Here is a 16,433-nt window from a genome sequence, read left to right on the forward strand (position 1 = left end):
GACTTCGAGAGGGGAAGGACATCGTTCGGGTTCAGCGGACCGACCGGATCGCCAGGACCGCCGCGGCGCCGGCCACGGAGGCCGCCAGCCCGATCGGGAACAGGGCGGCGTAGCCCCACGACGTCGCGATCACTCCCGCGACGCCCGGCGCGATCAGCTGAGGCAGGGCGACGGCGATGTTGAGGACGCCGAGATCCTTGCCGCTGTCCTGCGCCGAGGGCAGCACTTCCGACAGCAGTGCCTGGTCCACCGACATGTAGGCGCCGAAACCCAGGCCGGCCAACGCGGCGTAGACCCCGAAACCCGTCACGGAAGGCAGCATCCAGGGGCCGATGAGCGACAGGCCGATCAGCACACCGGACACGATGACGACGGGCTTGCGCCGGCCGAGCCGATCGCTGACGGTGCCGCCCACCACCGTGCTGATCACGGTGGTGACCAGTGCGATCCCGGCGAACAGCGGCACCCAGTCCACGGCGTCGTCGCCGAGCCCGATGTAGTCCTGCAACAGGTACAGCTGGTAGCCGTTGACCAGGTAGTAGCCGATGAAGGTGAGCAGCCGGCCGGCGAAGCCGAACGCGAAGTCGGGATGGGCTCTCGGGCTGACCCAGAAACCGCGCAGGAACGTCGCCCAGGGCAGAGCCGGGCGAGGGTCGTCCTGATTCGGGTGGTCGGGGTTGAACCTGACGAAGCCCGCGGCGCCGAGCACGACCAGTACGGCCAGCAGGCAGTGTCCGGCGAACGGCGCGTCGGAGAAGGCCGAGCCCACCGCCTGCCCGCCGAGCATGCCCAGCAGCACACCGAGTCCGCCCGCCGCGGAGAACCGGCCGCGCACGCCGCGCGGCACCCGGTCGGGCAGCACCGCGGCGAACGGGCCGAGCATCAGGTTGAGACCGGCGAGAAGCAGCAGGTACGTCACCGCCAGGCCGGTCAGCCCGGCCAGGTCGCCCGCTCCGCGCAGGACCACCAGGCTCGCCGCCCCGAGTGCGGCACCGGCCAGCAGCCACGGTGCGCGCCGGCCCAGGCGGCTGCGCGTACGGTCCGACAGCACGCCGGCCAGCGGCGGTACGACCAGCCCGGCCACCGCGCCGACGACGGTGATCAGCGCGAGGTTGGCCGTCTTGTCCGCCGGGTCGAACTCCTCGACCTGCAGCGGCAGCAGGATCCCGCCGACCGCGCCGATCGCGAGGAACACTCCCAGCTGGGCCAGGAAGAACCAGATCAGCAACCGCCGCAGAGGCCCCCTCACGGGATCGCGCTCGGTGCTGTTCGGGTCGTGGCCCTCCGGGCTCAGCCGCACCGCGCCGCCGTCTTCCGGCGAAGACGGCTCCGGATGGGCGTCAGCTACAGGCATTCGGCACCTCTGTGACCGGTCGAAGGAAGCTAAATCGATTTAGTGATGTGCCGGTAAGGTAAGGCACGTAGGGTTCGGATCACAAGAGCGACGTGGGGAATCTTCATGGCGAGCGAGGGCGCGGCCCGTCGGGGGCGTCGTACCACCATCGCCGATGTGGCCCAGGCCGCAGGCGTCTCCCGGACCACGGTCAGCTTCGTGCTGAACGGCACCCGGGGGCAGACGATCCCCGAGTCCACCCGGCAGCGCGTCCTGCAGGCGGCCGAACGGCTGCGCTACGCCCCCTCGGCGGAGGCCCGCGCGCTCAGACGCGGGCGCAGCGACGTGGTCCTGCTCTACCTGGCGCCCGAGCTGCCCCTCACCACCGACCTCGGGCAGCTCCTGGAGCACCTGGCCGCCATGTTCGCCGCCGCCGGGCTCACCGTGATCGCCCAGCCCTGGACCCGGTACCCGGACACCGAGGTGTCGAAGGCGATCACACCGGCCGTCGTGCTGGCCTGGCACCTGGACGAGGACTCCGTCACGGCCATGCGCCGCAACGGGGTGCAGGTCGTGGTCTCCCTCACCGACGGCTCGGATCCGGTGGCCCGGTGGGTCTGGGGGGCTCGAGAGGAGACCATCGCGCGTCTGCAGGTCGGCAGGTTGGTCGAAGCCGGTCATCGCAGGCTCGGCTACGCCCTTCCGCACGACCGGCGGCTGGCCGAGGCGAGCCGCAAGCGGCTGGAGGCCCTGCAGCGGGCCTGCGCCGAGCACGGCCTGCCCGACCCCGTCGCGCTCCCCGTCCCCGCCGACGACGGCGCCCACGCGGCCGTGGCCTCCTGGCGCGCGATGACACCGGCCGTCACCGGCGTCTGCGCCCATGACGACGTCGCGGCCCTGGCCGTGCTGGCGGGCCTGCGGCGACACGGGCTGTCGGCCCCCGCCGACCTCGCGGTGATCGGGGTGATCGACTCCCCGGCCGCCCGGCTGGCCTGCCCTCCCCTGACGATGGTGACCGTCGACATGCGGGCCACGGCCCGCTACACCGTCGACGTCGTCACCGCGCTCCTCGAGGGAGCACCGCTCCCGCCCGCCCCCGAGGTCGTCGGCCTGATCGAGCGCATGTCGGTCTGATGACAGATGTCATGGCCGAAAGCTGACACATCCCACCGATTCCATGACGGGGTGTTCTACCGGGAGCTTTCGGGCGCTTCGAGACTGGGGGTATGGAAACGACTTCGAAAGGTCCCGGTGGTGACGGACCCTGGGCGATCACCGCTGACGGGGTGCGGCGGACGTACTCGTCCGGGGAAGGCGGCGGGTTCGAGGCCGTCCGGGGAGTCGGCCTCAGGGTGGGGCGCGGGGAGATGTTCGCGCTGCTGGGCACGAACGGAGCGGGGAAGACGTCCCTGGTGGAGCTCCTGGAAGGGCTCGCCCGGCCTTCGGCGGGCACGATCAAGGTCCTCGGGCACGATCCCTATGCCGAGCGGACGGTGGTGCGGCCGCGCATCGGCGTCCTGCTGCAGTCCGGCGGCTTCCCCGGCGACCTCACCGTCGCGGAGACCGCGCGGACGTGGGCCGGTGCCACCACCGGCGCGCGACCGCCGGGCGAGGTCCTGGAGCTGCTGGGGCTCGGCGGCCGGCTCGATGTCAGGGTGAAGCAGCTCTCCGGCGGCGAGGCGCGCAGGCTCGACCTGGCGATCGCGCTCCTGGGCAGACCGGAGGTGCTGTTCCTCGACGAGCCCACCACCGGCATGGACCCGGAGGGCAGAAGGGACACCTGGCGGCTGGTGAAGCAGCTCCAGGAGGAAGGCACGACCGTCCTCCTCACCACCCACTACCTGGAGGAGGCCGAGGCACTCGCGGACCGGCTGGCGATCATCCATGAGGGCCGTGCCATCGCCTCCGGCACTCCGGCGGAGGTCATCGCCGACCACCCGTCGCGGATCCGCTTCAGCCTGGCCGACGGCCCGGTGGACCTCCCCCACCTCGGTGCGGGGACCCGAGCGAAGTGGACGGGCCGCCTGTGCACCGTCCGCACCGCGCACCTGCAGCCGGCCCTGTACGCCCTCCTGTCCTGGGCCGAGGAACGCGGCGCCGAACTGGAAGGACTGGACGCGCGGGCCGCCTCCCTCGAAGAGGTCTTCCTCGGCCTGAGCGAATCCACCACCGACGACGTCGCCATGGAGGTCGCGTCATGAGCATGCTCTCCCCCGTCCGGTCCGCCGCCGTACCCCGCCTCCTCGCGCTGGGCCGCGCGGAGATGCTGCTGCTGGGACGGAACCGGACCGCGCTCCTGACCTCGGTGGCCTTCCCGGCCATCGCGCTCGCGATGCTCGCCACCTCGGGGATGTTCTCGCCCGACGACGCGGCCGCCTCCGCGCAACTCATGGCCGGGACGATCGGGATGACCCTCCTCTTCGTCGTCTACACCACCCTGGTGGCGGCGTACGTCGGGCGCAGGGAGGGGCTCGTCCTGAAACGGCTGCGCGTCGGCGAGCTCCACGACGGGGAGATCCTGCTGGGCACCGCGCTGCCCGCGCTGGCCATCACCGTCGTCCAGATCCTCATCCTCGCGGGTGTCGGCCTGGTCTTCCTCGACGTCGTCCCGCCGAAGAACCCCGTGCTGCTCCTGGCCGGGCTGGTCCTCGGCATGGTGATCACCGGTGCGCTCGCGGCCTGCTCCTCGGCGTTCACCTCGACGGTGGAGACGGCGCAGGTGACCGTGCTGCCGTTCATCCTCCTGTCGGTCGGCGGCGCGGGGATGTTCGTCCCGCTGAGCGAGCTGCCCGACCCGGTCGCGGAGATCTGCGCGTTCCTGCCGTTCACCCCGGTGATGGAGACGGTCCGCTCCGGCTGGGCCGGGACCGGCGAAGGCGGTACGCAGGAGGCCGTCCGGCAGGTGGGGATGTCGGCGGTATGGGCGGTCGTTAGTGTGTGGGGCGCACGCCGCTGGTTCCGCTGGGAACCGCGCCGCTGAGCACCGTCCGACCCTCCCGAGGAGCCCCCATGTTCGGCAGAGCGTCGGCCGTCCGGCGGTTGAACAAACCGGACAGGTTCGACCTCCACATGAGCCAGACCATGTACGCCACGGCCGCCCTGGAGCCGTTCACGCTGGCGCTCTGGCTCTTCTCCGGCGACATCGACGGGGTCTCCGGCGAGCTGCGCCTGGCCGTCTGCCTGATCTGGGGCGCCCACACGGTCCTGTGCCTGGCGCTGCTCCGCCGGAGGCTGGCGGCGTTGCGGGAGGGCACCGTTCCGTCCGCGCGGGAGGCGGTGCCCATGCTGGTGGTCACGGCGGCGGCCGTGTTCCTGGGCCTCGCATTCCACGTGTGGGGAGCGCTGCCCGACGAGGCCACCGCGCGGATGCTGGCGAACGCGGCGCTGATGTTCGCCGCGGGTCCCCTCGCCGTCGGCTGGACGGCCCGGCGGGCGGCCGGCGCCTACGTGCTGACGGCCCTGGGCGCGGGCCTCTGCGCCGGCCTCGCGGGCGCCTCACTCGACCTGCTGCTGACCACTGGACTCATCACCCTGTTCAGCGGCTTCCTGATCGGCGGTTCCTTCACCTTCTCGGCATGGACGATGAAGGTGGTCCGGGAGATCGACCGCGCACGCGAGGTCGAGTCTCGGCTGGCCGTCGCCGAAGAACGCCTCCGCTTCGCGCGGGACCTGCACGACGTGGTGATGCGCAACCTGTCGGTCATCGCCTTGAAGACCGAGTTGTCGATCGAGCTCTCGCACCGCGGCCGTCCCGACGCCGTGACGCAGATGGTGGAGGTGCAGCGCATCGCACGGGAGTCCCAGGACGAGGTCAGGGCGGTCGTCAACGGTTACCGGACGATCGATCTGCGCACCGAGCTGACGGGCGCGCGCTCGGTCCTGCAGGCCGCGGGAATCGCCTGCCGGATCGACGGGGAGCTCTCTTTGAACGGTGAGCGGCAGACAGTCCTCGCCTGGTCGGTGCGCGAGGGGACGACGAACGTCATCCGGCACAGCGAGGCGACCGAGTGCTCCATCTCGCTTTCCGGCGCGGACGGTGAGGTGCTGCTGACGATGGAGAACGACGGGGTCCCGGTCGGGCGGAACGAGGAGCCGCACGGCAACGGCCTGGCGGGAATCCGCGACAGGCTTTCATCGCTCGGCGGCCGTATGGAGGCGCGAGTGTTGTCCGGCGGCAGGTTCAGGCTCTCGGTACGCCTGCCCGCGGACGAGCGGCAGCCGACGGAGGTGGGATGAGCGAGCCGATTCGGGTGCTCCTCGCGGACGACGAGCACCTCATCCGAGGCGCGCTGGCGGCGCTTCTGGGGCTGGAAGAGGACCTGCTCGTCGTCGCGGAGGCGGCGAGCGGGCCCGAGGCCCTGTCGATGGCGCTGGCACACCGCCCCGACCTGGTGATCCTCGACTTCCAGATGCCGGGCATGGACGGCATCGCCGTCGCCGAACGGCTCTGCGCCGAACTGCCCTCCTGTCTGACCATGATCCTCACCGGGCACGGCCGTCCGGGACACCTCAAGCGCGCGCTCGCGGCCGGAGTGCGCGGCTTCGCGCCCAAGACGATGTCGGCGCGCGAACTCGCCGGGGTCATCCGCCTCCTGCACTCCGGAAAGCGCTACATCGCCTCCGACCTGGCCGCCGAGGCCATCAGCATCGGCGAGAGCCCCCTGTCCCCCCGCGAACGCGACGTCCTGGAGCTCGCCGCCGACGGCTCCTCCATCGCCGACATCGCCACCCGCGCCCGCCTCTCCCAGGGCACCGTCCGCAACTACCTCTCCTCGGCCGTCACCAAGCTGGGCGCCGACAACCGCCACGCCGCCGCCCGCCTCGCCCGTGAGTACGGCTGGATCTGATCTCCCCGAGCGCCGCCCGGTCCTCCGGGCGCGTGGCCGGCCTCGCCTACGGCTACGCCGGACCTCGGCCGCGCACTGCGGCGAGGCATTGGTCGTAAAGGTCCGCCAGGTCGAGTTCTCCGCCGTCTCCGACCCATAGCGCGGTCGCGGTGTCGGCGCAGGCGAAGACGGTGGCGATGATCGCTCTGGCCTGCAGGCCGGGGGCCGGATGGGGACCGTTGTTCAGCCGTGCCTGGATGATCGGGAGGAGGTCGGCCTGCCAGCGCAGGCGCTTTTCGATGTAGCGGGCGTGCAGCGAGGGGGTGTCGAAGATGAGGCGCGACAGCTCCAGCGCCCGCTCGGGTGAGTGGTTGGCGGTCAGGAGGACCTCGAAGCCGGCGCGCAGGGCGTCCCAGGCCGACATCTCGGCCGGCTGCTGCTGGACGGCCTGTTTCAACAGCTCGCCCAGCGCCTCCTGATCCCCGCAGACCAGGTCCTCCTTGGTGCCGAAGTAGCGGAACAGGGAGCGCTGCGAGATCCCCGCCTCCCGCGCGATCTGCGCGATCGTCGTCTGCTCGTAGCCCTGCTCGGCGAACAGGCGGAGCGCCGTGTCCAGGATCGTCTGGACGGCGGCCTGCCGTGAACGGTCCCACAAGGTCGTCATGGAACGTCAGGCTACCCCGACTGGACAGCAGCCGCCTTCTTGGCATTTACTGCCAACTAGGCATCTACTGCCGAATAGGCATTGGCTGAACGAAGGGTTGCCATGACGGCCGTCGACTACCACGGACAGACCACCTTGATCACCGGCGCCAGCGCGGGTCTCGGCGCCGAGTTCGCCCGTCGGCTCGCCGCCCGCGGCTCGGACCTGGTACTGGTCGCCCGCCGCAGACCGCGCCTGGAGGACCTGGCCGCCGAACTGCGCGCACACCACCGGGTCCAGGTTCATGTGGTGGAGATGGACCTGGCTGCCGACCGCCCCGGGCAGGCGCTGGCCGCGCACGTGGAAGGGCTCGGCCTGAACGTCACCAGCGTGATCAACAACGCCGGGTTCGCCACCTTCGGCCCCTTCCACCAGACCGACCCGCAACGGCTGCGCCAGGAGATCGCCGTCGATGTGACCGCGGTGGCCGACATCAGCCGCGCCTTCATCGGACAACTGCGTACGGCCGGGTGCGGGGTACTGGTCAACGTGGCGAGCATGGCCGCCTACCAGCCCAACCCCCGCATGGCGCTCTACGGCGCGACCAAGGCGTTCGTGCTGAGCCTCACCGAGGCGCTGTGGGAGGAGTCGCGCGGTACCGGCCTTCGGGTGATGGCGTTGTCCCCCGGCGCCACCCGGACCGAGTTCTTCGACGTCGTGGGCACCATGCAGGCCGCCGGAGGGTCCAGGCTCGCCGAGCCCGCCGACGTCGTTCGCACCGCACTGGCCGCCCTGGACCGCAGGAACCCTCCGCCCAGCGCCGTCGCAGGACGCCTCAACCGGGTGACCGCGGCCCTCGCCCACCGCCTGACCACCCGCCGGCAGATCATCCGGGCCGTCGGCCGCCTCACCTCCGAGAGGACATGACGACGACCGAAAGCCACCGCCTTGGCCGCCGCGACTGCACCGTGGTCGAAAACCGGTCGATCTCCTCCATGGAAGGGGTCTTCAACCCCCGATGCGCCCTCCCTTCCGCTCGCCACCGCTTCTCTACCGCGCGGCCGGTGCCACGCTCTCCAGGTCGTCGATGCTGCCGGACATGATCGTGCGGATGTGTTCGGTGATGTGCTGGAGCGGCCAGTCCCACCAGGCCAGGGCCACGAGGCGGTCGATGTCCGCATCGCTGTGGCGGCGGCGGAGCAGCCTGGCCGGGTTGCCGCCGACGATGCCGTAGTCGGGGACGTCGTCGACGACGACGGAACCGGAGGCGATGACCGCTCCGTGGCCGATCCGGACGCCGGGCATCACCATGGACCGGTAGCCGAACCAGACGTCGCTGCCCACCACGGTGTCGCCCCGCCCGGGCAGGCCGGTGATGAGATCGAAGTGCTCGGCCCAGGAACCGCCCATGATCGGGAAGGGGAACGTCGAGGGACCGTCCATGCGGTGGTTGGCGCCGTTCATGATGAACCGCACGCCCTCGCCCAGCGCGCAGAACTTCCCGATGACCAGCTTTTCCGGTCCGTAGTGGTACAGCACGTTGCGGGTCTCGAAGGCGGTCGGATCATCCGGATCGTCGTAGTACGAGAACTCCCCCACCTCGATCAGCGGTGAGGTGACCAGCGGTTTCAGCAGCACCACACGCGGCTGGCCGGGCATCGGGTGCACCGCGGTCGGGTCCGCGGGAACGGGAGGCGTCATGAACGGCTTCCTTTCTGGAGGGGCGTCCGCAGGTCCACAGGGCCTGTCGGGGGGCATCGATCATTCCACTAGTGCGACAGATGATGCATTAAGATACTTCCATGATCTCGTTCCCCCGGCAAACGGACCACCATCGATGACTCCGGCGACCGCAGAACCGGAAGGCGCACAGCCGCCGCCCCGGCGGCGCCCCGGCGGCCGTACCGCGCGCATCCGTGCGCAGGTGCTCGACGCGGTCCTCGCGGAGCTCGGCGAGCACGGTTACGACGGGCTCGCCATGGACGCCGTCGCGGCCCGCGCCGGCGTGCACCGCGCAACGGTGTACCGGCGCTGGGGAGACGTCGGAGGCCTGCTCGCCGACGTCCTCGACGCGGCGGGCGACGACGACTGGGGGCCGCCCGACACGGGCTCGCTGGAAGGCGACCTGGCGGCGTTGAACGAAGAGATCCAGGCGGCCATGACCGCACAGCCGCCGATCATGGCGGCTCTGATCGCCGCCTCGTTCCGCTCCGAGCAGGCCGCTCACGCCCAGCAGCGGCTCTGGGAGGACCGCTACACCCGCTGCGAGATCGTCGTCGGCCGGGCCGTCCGGCGCGGTGAGCTCCCACCGCGCACCGACGCCCGGCGACTGCTCATCGCCGCCACCGCGCCGCTGTACCACCAGCTGGTGCTCCTCCGCACGCCGCCCGACCCCCTGCTGCCCGGCCATGCGGCCAGGACCGCCGCCCTCGCCGCATCCGTCGGCGCCTTCGCCGCTCCCCCGTCGGCGGACGGCTCCTGAGGGGCCTCACCGGTTCCTCGTCCTTGCGGAGGCCCGCGGTGCGCTTCACGACCCGGTCCGCCTTCGGTCCGGTACCGGTGGCTGTGACGGAGCTCTCAGATACCCCTGGGGGGTAGGGGTTGCGATCCGCGGGGCGGGGTGGCAGCATGGGCGGCGCGAGATACCCCCAGGGGGTATGGGAGAACAGAGGGAGCTGGGTCTGATGAGCAACACCGCCACCACCACCTACACCGTCGGCGGCATGACCTGCGGCGGTTGCGCGGGCAAGGTCAAGGGCCTGGTCGGCGGCGTCGCCGGGGTCACCGGGGTCGAGGTGGACCTGCCCACCGGACGGGTGACCGTGACCGGCTCGGCGCCGATCGACGACGCCGGAGTGCGCGGCGTGGTCGAGAAGGCCGGATACGAGATCAAGGACTGACCGGGCGCGGACCGGCGGCCAGGCCGCCGGTCCGCGCTCCGGCCGACATTCCCCCCGACGACTCCGAAGGAGGAGCGATGACTTCCGGCGCCGCACCCGGGCAGATCGAGCTGGCGATCGGTGGCATGACCTGCGCGTCGTGCGCCGCCCGCATCGAGCGGAAGCTCAACAAGATCGAAGGCGTGACCGCGACGGTCAACTACGCCACCGAGAAGGCCAAGGTCGCCTACCCCCAGGGGGTGACCGTCGAGGAGCTGATCGCCTCGGTCGAGAAGGCCGGATACACCGCCGAGCCGCCGGCGCCCCCCGCGGCGGAGTCCGGTTCCGGGCGCGAGGAGGACGACGGGCTGAGCCCGCTGCGCCAGCGGCTGCTGACCTCGCTGGTCCTGGCCGTCCCGGTGATCGCCATGGCGATGGTGCCCGCGCTGCAGTTCGACAACTGGCAGTGGCTGTCCCTCACCCTGGCCGCCCCCGTGGTGGTGTACGGCGGGTGGCCGTTCCACAAGGCCGCCTGGACCAACCTGCGGCACGGGGCCGCGACCATGGACACGCTGGTCTCGGTCGGCACGCTGGCGGCGTTCGGCTGGTCGTTGTGGGCGCTGTTCTTCGGCACGGCGGGACAGCCGGGGATGCGGCACGGCTTCGAGTTCTCGATGACGCGGGGCGACGGCTCCATGAACATCTACCTGGAGGCCGCGGCCGGGGTCATCGCCTTCATCCTGGCCGGCCGCTACTTCGAGGCGCGCTCCAAGCGCCGCGCCGGCGCCGCCCTGAAGGCGCTGCTGGAACTGGGCGCCAAGGACGTCGCGGTGCTGCGGGACGGACGCGAGGAGCGCATCCCGGTCGAGCGGCTCGCGGCGGGCGACCTCTTCGTGGTCCGTCCCGGCGAGAAGATCGCCACCGACGGGGTGGTCGAGGAGGGCTCGTCCGCCGTGGACGCCTCCCTGCTCACCGGCGAGTCGGTCCCGGTCGAGGTCGGTCCGGGCGACGCCGTGGCGGGCGCGACCGTGAACGCCGGCGGCAGGCTGGTCGTCAGGGCGACCCGGGTGGGCGCCGACACCCAGCTCGCCCAGATGGCGCGGCTGGTGGAGGAAGCACAGACCGGCAAGGCGGAGGTGCAGCGGCTGGCCGACCGGATCTCCGGCGTGTTCGTCCCGATCGTGATCACCCTGGCCGTGGCCACCCTCGGCTTCTGGCTGGGCAGCGGAGCCGGCGGCGCGGCGGCGTTCACCGCGGCGGTGGCCGTGCTGATCATCGCCTGCCCGTGCGCCCTCGGCCTGGCCACCCCCACCGCGCTGATGGTCGGTACGGGCAGGGGCGCCCAGCTCGGCATCCTCATCAAGGGCCCGGAGGTGCTGGAGTCCACCCGTGGGATCGACACCATCGTGCTGGACAAGACCGGCACCGTCACCACCGGCAGGATGGCGCTGGTCGACGTGGTCACGGCCGAGGGCGTGGCGGCCGACGAGGTGCTCCGGCTGGCGGGCGCGCTGGAGGACGCCTCCGAGCACCCGATCGCGCAGGCCATCGCCCGGGGCGCCGTCGAACGCGTCGGCACGCTGGGCACCGTGGAGGACTTCGCCAACGTCGAGGGCCTCGGCGTCCAGGGCATCGTGGACGGCCGCGGCGTCCTGGTGGGCCGCCCGCAGCTGCTGGCCGAGTGGGCCCAGCACCTGACCCCCGAGCTGGAACGGGCGATGGCCCAGGCCCAGGCGCTCGGCCGCACCGCGGTCGCGGTCGGCTGGGACGGCGAGGCCCGTGCGGTCATCACCGTCGCCGACCAGGTCAAGCCCACCTCGGCGGAGGCCGTCACCCGCTTCCGCGAGCTGGGGCTGCGCCCCGTCCTGCTGACCGGTGACAACGAGACGGTGGCGCGGACGGTCGCCGAGGCGGTCGGCATCACCGAGGTGATCGCCGAGGTGCTGCCCGCCGACAAGGTGGACGTGGTCAAGCGCCTTCAGGCCGAGGGCCGCACCGTCGCGATGGTCGGCGACGGCGTGAACGACGCCGCCGCCCTCGCCCAGGCCGATCTGGGCCTGGCCATGGGCACCGGCACCGACGCGGCCATCGAGGCCTCCGACCTCACCCTGGTGCGCGGCGACCTGCGGGCGGCGGCCGACGCCATCCGCCTGTCGCGGCGCACCCTGGCCACCATCAAGGGCAACCTGTTCTGGGCCTTCGCCTACAACGTGGCGGCCCTGCCGCTGGCGGCCACCGGCCTGCTCAACCCGATGATCGCCGGAGCCGCGATGGCCTTCTCCTCGGTCTTCGTGGTCGGCAACAGCCTCCGCCTCCGCCGCTTCGCCTCCCTCACCGACGGCGAGCCGGCCCCGGCGCCCTCACCGAACGCCCCCCAGGCCGTCACGAAGGTGTCAGCCTGACCCCTTGGCGAACCCCTGGTGATCAAGGTCCCCCTCAGGACCGCGACCACCAGGGGTTCCTCGGTGCATCACCCGGGCGATCGCGGTGATCCCGGCCGTCCACCGCGCCGGCTCGCCGCTTGGACCGTGAACGGCTTCGCCGCCGGGGGTCATCCGGACGGCGGGCGCCGGGACAGGCGGATCTCCTCGAGGTCGAGCGCGGCCTGGATCTGGCGCAGCACGGTGTCGTCGATGCGGCGCTCGTCGCGGAGGCGGAGCACCGCGGCGCGTTTGCGGGCGATCAGGGCCAGGCGCAGCGCGGTGTCGTCCTGCCTGAGCCGCAGGGCCAGACCGGCGTCGGCGCCGTCATCCGCGTCGGAGTCGGCGTCGGTGGAGCGCAGGATCAGCAGGTGGGTCTCGTACTCGCGGCGGAGCCGCTCGAGGACCTCCGGGTCGGTGCCGAGATCCTGCGCGATCCAGGGCATCGCGGTGAGCGCCTCCTCGACGGCGAGGGTCTCGGCGAGATGGCGTTCCGCGGCGACGGAGGTGTCGTGCGGCAGGCGGGCCCAGCGCACCACGCCCGGCAGCAGGAGGCCCTGCACCACCAGCGTCGCCACGATGACCCCGGCCGCCACGAAGACGATCACGTCGCGTCCGGGGAACGGCGCGCCCGAGGCCAGGGTGCTCGGAACGGCGAGCGCGGCGGCGAGGGTGACGGCGCCCCGGAATCCGGAGATCCCGCTGACCACCCGGGCGCGGTCGCGGACGCGGCGCGGCCGCCGCCGGGGACGGCGGTCGAGCAGGCGGGCCAGGAAGGCGGAGCCGAAGAGGAAGGCGAAGCGCACGCCCACCAGCACCGCGAAGACGACGCCGACGGCGACCGACGCCTGGACGAGGGCGAGGCTGGTCAGGCCGCGCACGGCCGACTGCCACTCCATCCCCACCAGGACGAACAGGGAGCCGTTGAGCAGGAACGCCGACAACGAGAAGAACTCCACCGTCTGCAGGCGCGCGTCGGCCTGCCCCACGCGCGGACCGGCCTGGCTCATGATGAGCCCGCACACCACGACGGCCAGCACGCCGGAGGCCTCGATCGCCTCGGCGAGCAGGAACGCGGTGAAGGGGATCAGGAGCATGGCCGCGCTTCCCAGCAGCGGGTCGTCCAACCGTCGGCGCACCCGGACCCCGGCCCAGGCGGTGAGCGCCCCTGCCGCGGCCCCGCCGAGGTAGGCCACCAGGAACAACCAGGTGACGTGCGCGACGCCCAGCCGCTCCTGGCCGACGGTGATGCCGACGGCCAGGCCGTAGACGACCAGGGCGGTGCCGTCGTTGACCAGGCTCTCCCCGCGCAGCATCGTGACGTCGTGGCGCGGCAGCATCCGGGCCAGCACCCCCACCGCCGTCGCGTCGGTCGGCGCCACCGCCGCTCCCAGCACCCACGCCGGGCCCCACGGAAGGCCCAGAGCGTGCGCCGCCACCGCCACGGCCCCGGCCGTGAGGATGACGAGCACGGTGCCCATCAGGGCGATACCGCGCAACCCCCTGCGGATCTCCCGCGGTGAGGTGGTCAGGCTCTCCCAGTACAGCAGGGCGGGCAGGAACAGCAGCAGCACCGCATCAGGAGGCAGATGCACCTGCCGCAGCGCGGGAACGAACCCGAACACCACGCCGCAGACCAGCAGCAGCACCGGCGGGGCGATGCGAAAACGCCGCCCGGCGACGTTGCACGCCAGCACCGCGACGCCCAGGACCACGACGAGCTCCAGGCCGAGCAAGGTGCACCTCCCAGGCAGGCGGCCACGGCCGGTCGGGCGGGCGCCGGACCGCGCGGATCGGGACCGGCTCGCCGGACGTCACGGCCGGCTGCCGTATCCGGTGTCGAAGCAGTGACATAACTCTGACCGGTATCACCTCGCGTAAAGCTACGGGTGCTCACTTTGGGTGAGCTATGTTTCTCTCATCGCGCCAAGGTTCGGTCATGAACCCGGATGGATACGGGCCGTCCGGTTGCGTCTTGCGCGTGAACCGGCCTTCGGCGGCGCGCGAAGGTCTCGGGCATCTGCCGGTAGGAGGCTGTGACACGGTGTTGGGCTTGCCGCGCCATGTGGCGTGCGTGATGGACGGGAACGGGCGGTGGGCGGCGCAGCGGTCGCTCCCCCGGACGGCGGGGCACAAGGCCGCGGAGACCGCGGTGATCGACGTCATCGAGGCCGCCTACGCGGCCGGTATCCCCTGGCTCAGCCTCTTCGCCTTCTCCACGGAGAACTGGCTCCGTCCCGACGGCGAGGTCGACTTCCTGATGGGGCTGGTGCGGCGGACCATCCGCAAGCACGCCCTGGCGCTGCACGCGCGAGGCATCCGGTGCCGGTTCCTCGGCGACTCCGACATCAGGATCCCCCCGGACCTGGCGCAGGACATCGCCGACCTGACGACGCTGACCCGCGACAACGGGCGGATGACGCTGACCGTGGCGTTCGACCACGGCGGCCGCCGCGACATCGTGCGGGCCGCACGCTCCCTCATCCGCAACCGGGTGCCCGCCGAGCAGGTCACCGAGGAGAGCTTCGCCCACCACCTGCCCTATCCCGACACCCCGGACGTGGACCTGGTCATCCGCACGTCGGGAGAGCACCGCATCTCCAACTTCATGCTCTGGCAGGTGGCCTACGCCGAATGGACCTTCCCCCAGGTGCTCTGGCCCGACTTCCGGGCCACCCACTTCTGGGAGTGCCTGGACTCCTACCGGGGGCGCGAACGCCGTTTCGGCGCCGTCCGGATACCGACCCCGACGGGAAAGAGCTGACATGACCGATGCGACCGACACCACGGCCGGAGACTTCACCCCGGGTGAGGGCTCCCTCCTGCAGCGGCTCTGCAACGAGGCGCGGTGGGGGCTCGCGGCGACCCGCGCCAGCATCCTGGAGGCCGCCCATCCGCAGATCGGCGCGGCCCTGGTCGATCATTCGACGTTCGTGGCGCACCCGTGGCGCCGGCTGCGCAACACCGTGGTCAGCACCCAGCGCATCGTCGGCGGCGACGAGCGGGTCCGCGACAAGGAGACCGCCCGGCTCAACCGGCTGCACTCCCGCATCTCCGGCACCGACTCCCGGGGGCGCCCCTACGACGCGATGGACCCCGAGGCGCGGGCCTGGGTGGTGGCGACGCTCTTCGAGTCCACCGTCATGATGTGCCGGCTGGGCGGGGAGCCCCTCGACCAGGCCGCGCAGGAGCGGCTGTACGCCGAGTTCCGCGCCCTCCTCGGCCATCTGGGCGACGCGGGCGGCGGTCGGCTCCCGGCCACCCTCGCGGAGTTCTGGCCCTACTACGAGAAGACGATCACCGAGGGCCTGGAGAACACCGAGGCGGTCCACGCCGTGCTCTACCGGCTGTTCGCCGAGGTGCCCGCGCCGCCGCTGCTGCGCGACCACCCCGCGACGTGGGCGGCGGTCCGCGCCCTGGCCGGTCCGCTGGCGACCGCGATCACCGTCGCGTCGCTTCCCGAGTCCTACCGGCGGCAGGCCTACCTCACCGCGCTGCCGGGCGCGCGGGTGCTGATGCACGGCGCCTACCTGACGGCCGGGCTGGCGACCCGCTGGCTGCCGTCGTCCTGGACCAGGACCGAGGTGCTGCTGGACGTGCTGAACCTCGGCCCCGGGCCGGGGCAGGGCTCGCCGGTGGTGGATTCCCTGCGCGACCACGCCGGGAAGGTCGGCGCCCTGCTCCGCCTCGTCACCCCCGTCCCCACCCGTCCCGGGACCGGCGGTTCCGCCCGGCGGTCCGCCGAACGCTTCTTCGCCGAGGTGCTGGACCAGACCGGGGACGGATACCTCGACTGGCCCGACCTCGCCGCCATGGCCAGGGAGATCGCCTCCCGCCTCGATCTGGACGAGCAGGCCGAAAACCGGCTCTTCACCGCCTACGCCGCCTGGTGGGAGGAGCTGCGCACCGCCATGGACGCCGACGGCGACGGCCGCATCGACGGGCAGGAGTACGCCACCGCCACCACCCTGGCCGGACGCGCCCTGATCGAGATCGCCGAGATCCTCTTCGACGCCACCGACACCGACGGCGACCAGGCCATCAGCCCCGAGGAGTACCGCGTCCTCTTCCGCACCACCTTCGACCACGACTCCGCGGCCGGTGCCCCGGTCCCCCTGTCCCGCAGCGCCTTCGTCCGGGAGTTCCTGGCCTTCATGGCGGGCCGCCACCACTCGGCCGCCTACGAGAACCTCCTCACCCAGACCTGAACCGGCACGCCCTGCCGCCCGGACGGACGTCCGGGCGGCCGCTCGAGGGCGCCACCGGTTCGCGTGGACCTTCGCGGTCGTACAGCACGTCCAAGCCGTGCAGCAGGTCGCGCGGCATCCCGGC

General features: G+C 72.1%; 15 protein-coding genes. 11 read left to right on the plus strand and 4 right to left on the minus strand.

The annotated features are described in order from the left end of the window. Positions 1–31: 31 nt before the first annotated feature. Positions 32–1,354 (minus strand): MFS transporter, encoded by a 1,323-nt coding sequence (locus C2865_RS26280; protein ID WP_106401217.1) that lies wholly within the window; start codon positions 1,352–1,354, stop codon positions 32–34. Between the two features lie 105 nt (positions 1,355–1,459). On the opposite strand from C2865_RS26280, the gene C2865_RS26285 reads away from it, so the two are divergent. The 5 genes from C2865_RS26285 (at position 1,460) to C2865_RS26305 (ending at position 6,180) form a co-directional block, all read left to right on the plus strand. Further along, positions 1,460–2,467: a LacI family DNA-binding transcriptional regulator gene (locus C2865_RS26285; RefSeq protein ID WP_106401218.1), complete on the plus strand. Its 1,008-nt coding sequence runs from the start codon at positions 1,460–1,462 to the stop codon at positions 2,465–2,467. Positions 2,468–2,559: 92 nt separating this feature from the next. Further along, positions 2,560–3,534 carry an ABC transporter ATP-binding protein gene (locus C2865_RS26290; protein ID WP_106401219.1) on the plus strand — a complete coding sequence of 325 codons (975 nt, stop codon included), beginning with the start codon at positions 2,560–2,562 and terminating at the stop codon, positions 3,532–3,534. Further along, positions 3,531–4,313: an ABC transporter permease gene (locus C2865_RS26295; RefSeq protein ID WP_198653599.1), complete on the plus strand. Its 783-nt coding sequence runs from the start codon at positions 3,531–3,533 to the stop codon at positions 4,311–4,313. Before C2865_RS26290 ends, C2865_RS26295 begins: the two co-directional genes overlap by 4 nt. 29 nt (positions 4,314–4,342) lie before the next feature. Next, positions 4,343–5,569 carry a sensor histidine kinase gene (locus C2865_RS26300; RefSeq protein WP_106401220.1) on the plus strand — a complete coding sequence of 409 codons (1,227 nt, stop codon included), beginning with the start codon at positions 4,343–4,345 and terminating at the stop codon, positions 5,567–5,569. Beyond that, positions 5,566–6,180 (plus strand): response regulator transcription factor, encoded by a 615-nt coding sequence (locus C2865_RS26305; protein ID WP_106401221.1) that lies wholly within the window; start codon positions 5,566–5,568, stop codon positions 6,178–6,180. The genes C2865_RS26300 and C2865_RS26305 overlap by 4 nt, the downstream gene beginning before the upstream one ends. A gap of 52 nt (positions 6,181–6,232) precedes the next feature. Here C2865_RS26305 and C2865_RS26310 read toward each other — a convergent pair whose 3' ends face one another. After that, positions 6,233–6,823, minus strand: a complete 591-nt coding sequence (locus C2865_RS26310) for a TetR/AcrR family transcriptional regulator (RefSeq protein ID WP_106401222.1) — start codon at positions 6,821–6,823, stop codon at positions 6,233–6,235. A 102-nt stretch (positions 6,824–6,925) separates the two neighbouring features. Here C2865_RS26310 and C2865_RS26315 point away from each other — a divergent pair, with 102 nt between their 5' ends. Continuing rightward, the gene (locus C2865_RS26315; protein WP_106401223.1) at positions 6,926–7,729 is read left to right on the plus strand and encodes an SDR family NAD(P)-dependent oxidoreductase; all 804 of its coding nucleotides are present in this window, start codon (positions 6,926–6,928) and stop codon (positions 7,727–7,729) included. A gap of 123 nt (positions 7,730–7,852) precedes the next feature. Here the strand turns inward: C2865_RS26315 and C2865_RS26320 are convergent, their stop codons facing one another. Continuing rightward, on the minus strand, positions 7,853–8,560 hold the full coding sequence (locus tag C2865_RS26320; RefSeq protein ID WP_408608334.1) for a CatB-related O-acetyltransferase: 708 nt from the start codon (positions 8,558–8,560) through the stop codon (positions 7,853–7,855). A 79-nt stretch (positions 8,561–8,639) separates the two neighbouring features. On the opposite strand from C2865_RS26320, the gene C2865_RS26325 reads away from it, so the two are divergent. From C2865_RS26325 to C2865_RS26335, 3 genes are all read left to right on the plus strand, one after another. Beyond that, on the plus strand, positions 8,640–9,284 hold the full coding sequence (locus C2865_RS26325; protein WP_106401225.1) for a TetR/AcrR family transcriptional regulator: 645 nt from the start codon (positions 8,640–8,642) through the stop codon (positions 9,282–9,284). Between the two features lie 202 nt (positions 9,285–9,486). Next, positions 9,487–9,702, plus strand: a complete 216-nt coding sequence (locus tag C2865_RS26330; protein ID WP_106401226.1) for a heavy-metal-associated domain-containing protein — start codon at positions 9,487–9,489, stop codon at positions 9,700–9,702. Positions 9,703–9,779: 77 nt separating this feature from the next. Further along, positions 9,780–12,083 (plus strand): heavy metal translocating P-type ATPase, encoded by a 2,304-nt coding sequence (locus tag C2865_RS26335; RefSeq protein ID WP_106401227.1) that lies wholly within the window; start codon positions 9,780–9,782, stop codon positions 12,081–12,083. 149 nt (positions 12,084–12,232) lie between these two features. On the opposite strand, the gene C2865_RS26340 is transcribed toward C2865_RS26335, so the two are convergent. Next, on the minus strand, positions 12,233–13,837 hold the full coding sequence (locus tag C2865_RS26340) for a Na+/H+ antiporter (protein WP_106401228.1): 1,605 nt from the start codon (positions 13,835–13,837) through the stop codon (positions 12,233–12,235). A gap of 308 nt (positions 13,838–14,145) precedes the next feature. On the opposite strand from C2865_RS26340, the gene uppS reads away from it, so the two are divergent. Beyond that, the gene (uppS, locus tag C2865_RS26345) at positions 14,146–14,865 is read left to right on the plus strand and encodes a polyprenyl diphosphate synthase (protein ID WP_232835817.1); all 720 of its coding nucleotides are present in this window, start codon (positions 14,146–14,148) and stop codon (positions 14,863–14,865) included. Position 14,866: 1 nt separating this feature from the next. Next, positions 14,867–16,309: an oxygenase MpaB family protein gene (locus C2865_RS26350; protein ID WP_106401230.1), complete on the plus strand. Its 1,443-nt coding sequence runs from the start codon at positions 14,867–14,869 to the stop codon at positions 16,307–16,309. The last annotated feature ends 124 nt before the right edge of the window (positions 16,310–16,433 follow it).

It is taken from the genome of Actinocorallia populi, assembly GCF_002995495.1.
GTDB classification, from domain to species: Bacteria; Actinomycetota; Actinomycetes; order Streptosporangiales; family Streptosporangiaceae; genus Actinocorallia; species Actinocorallia populi.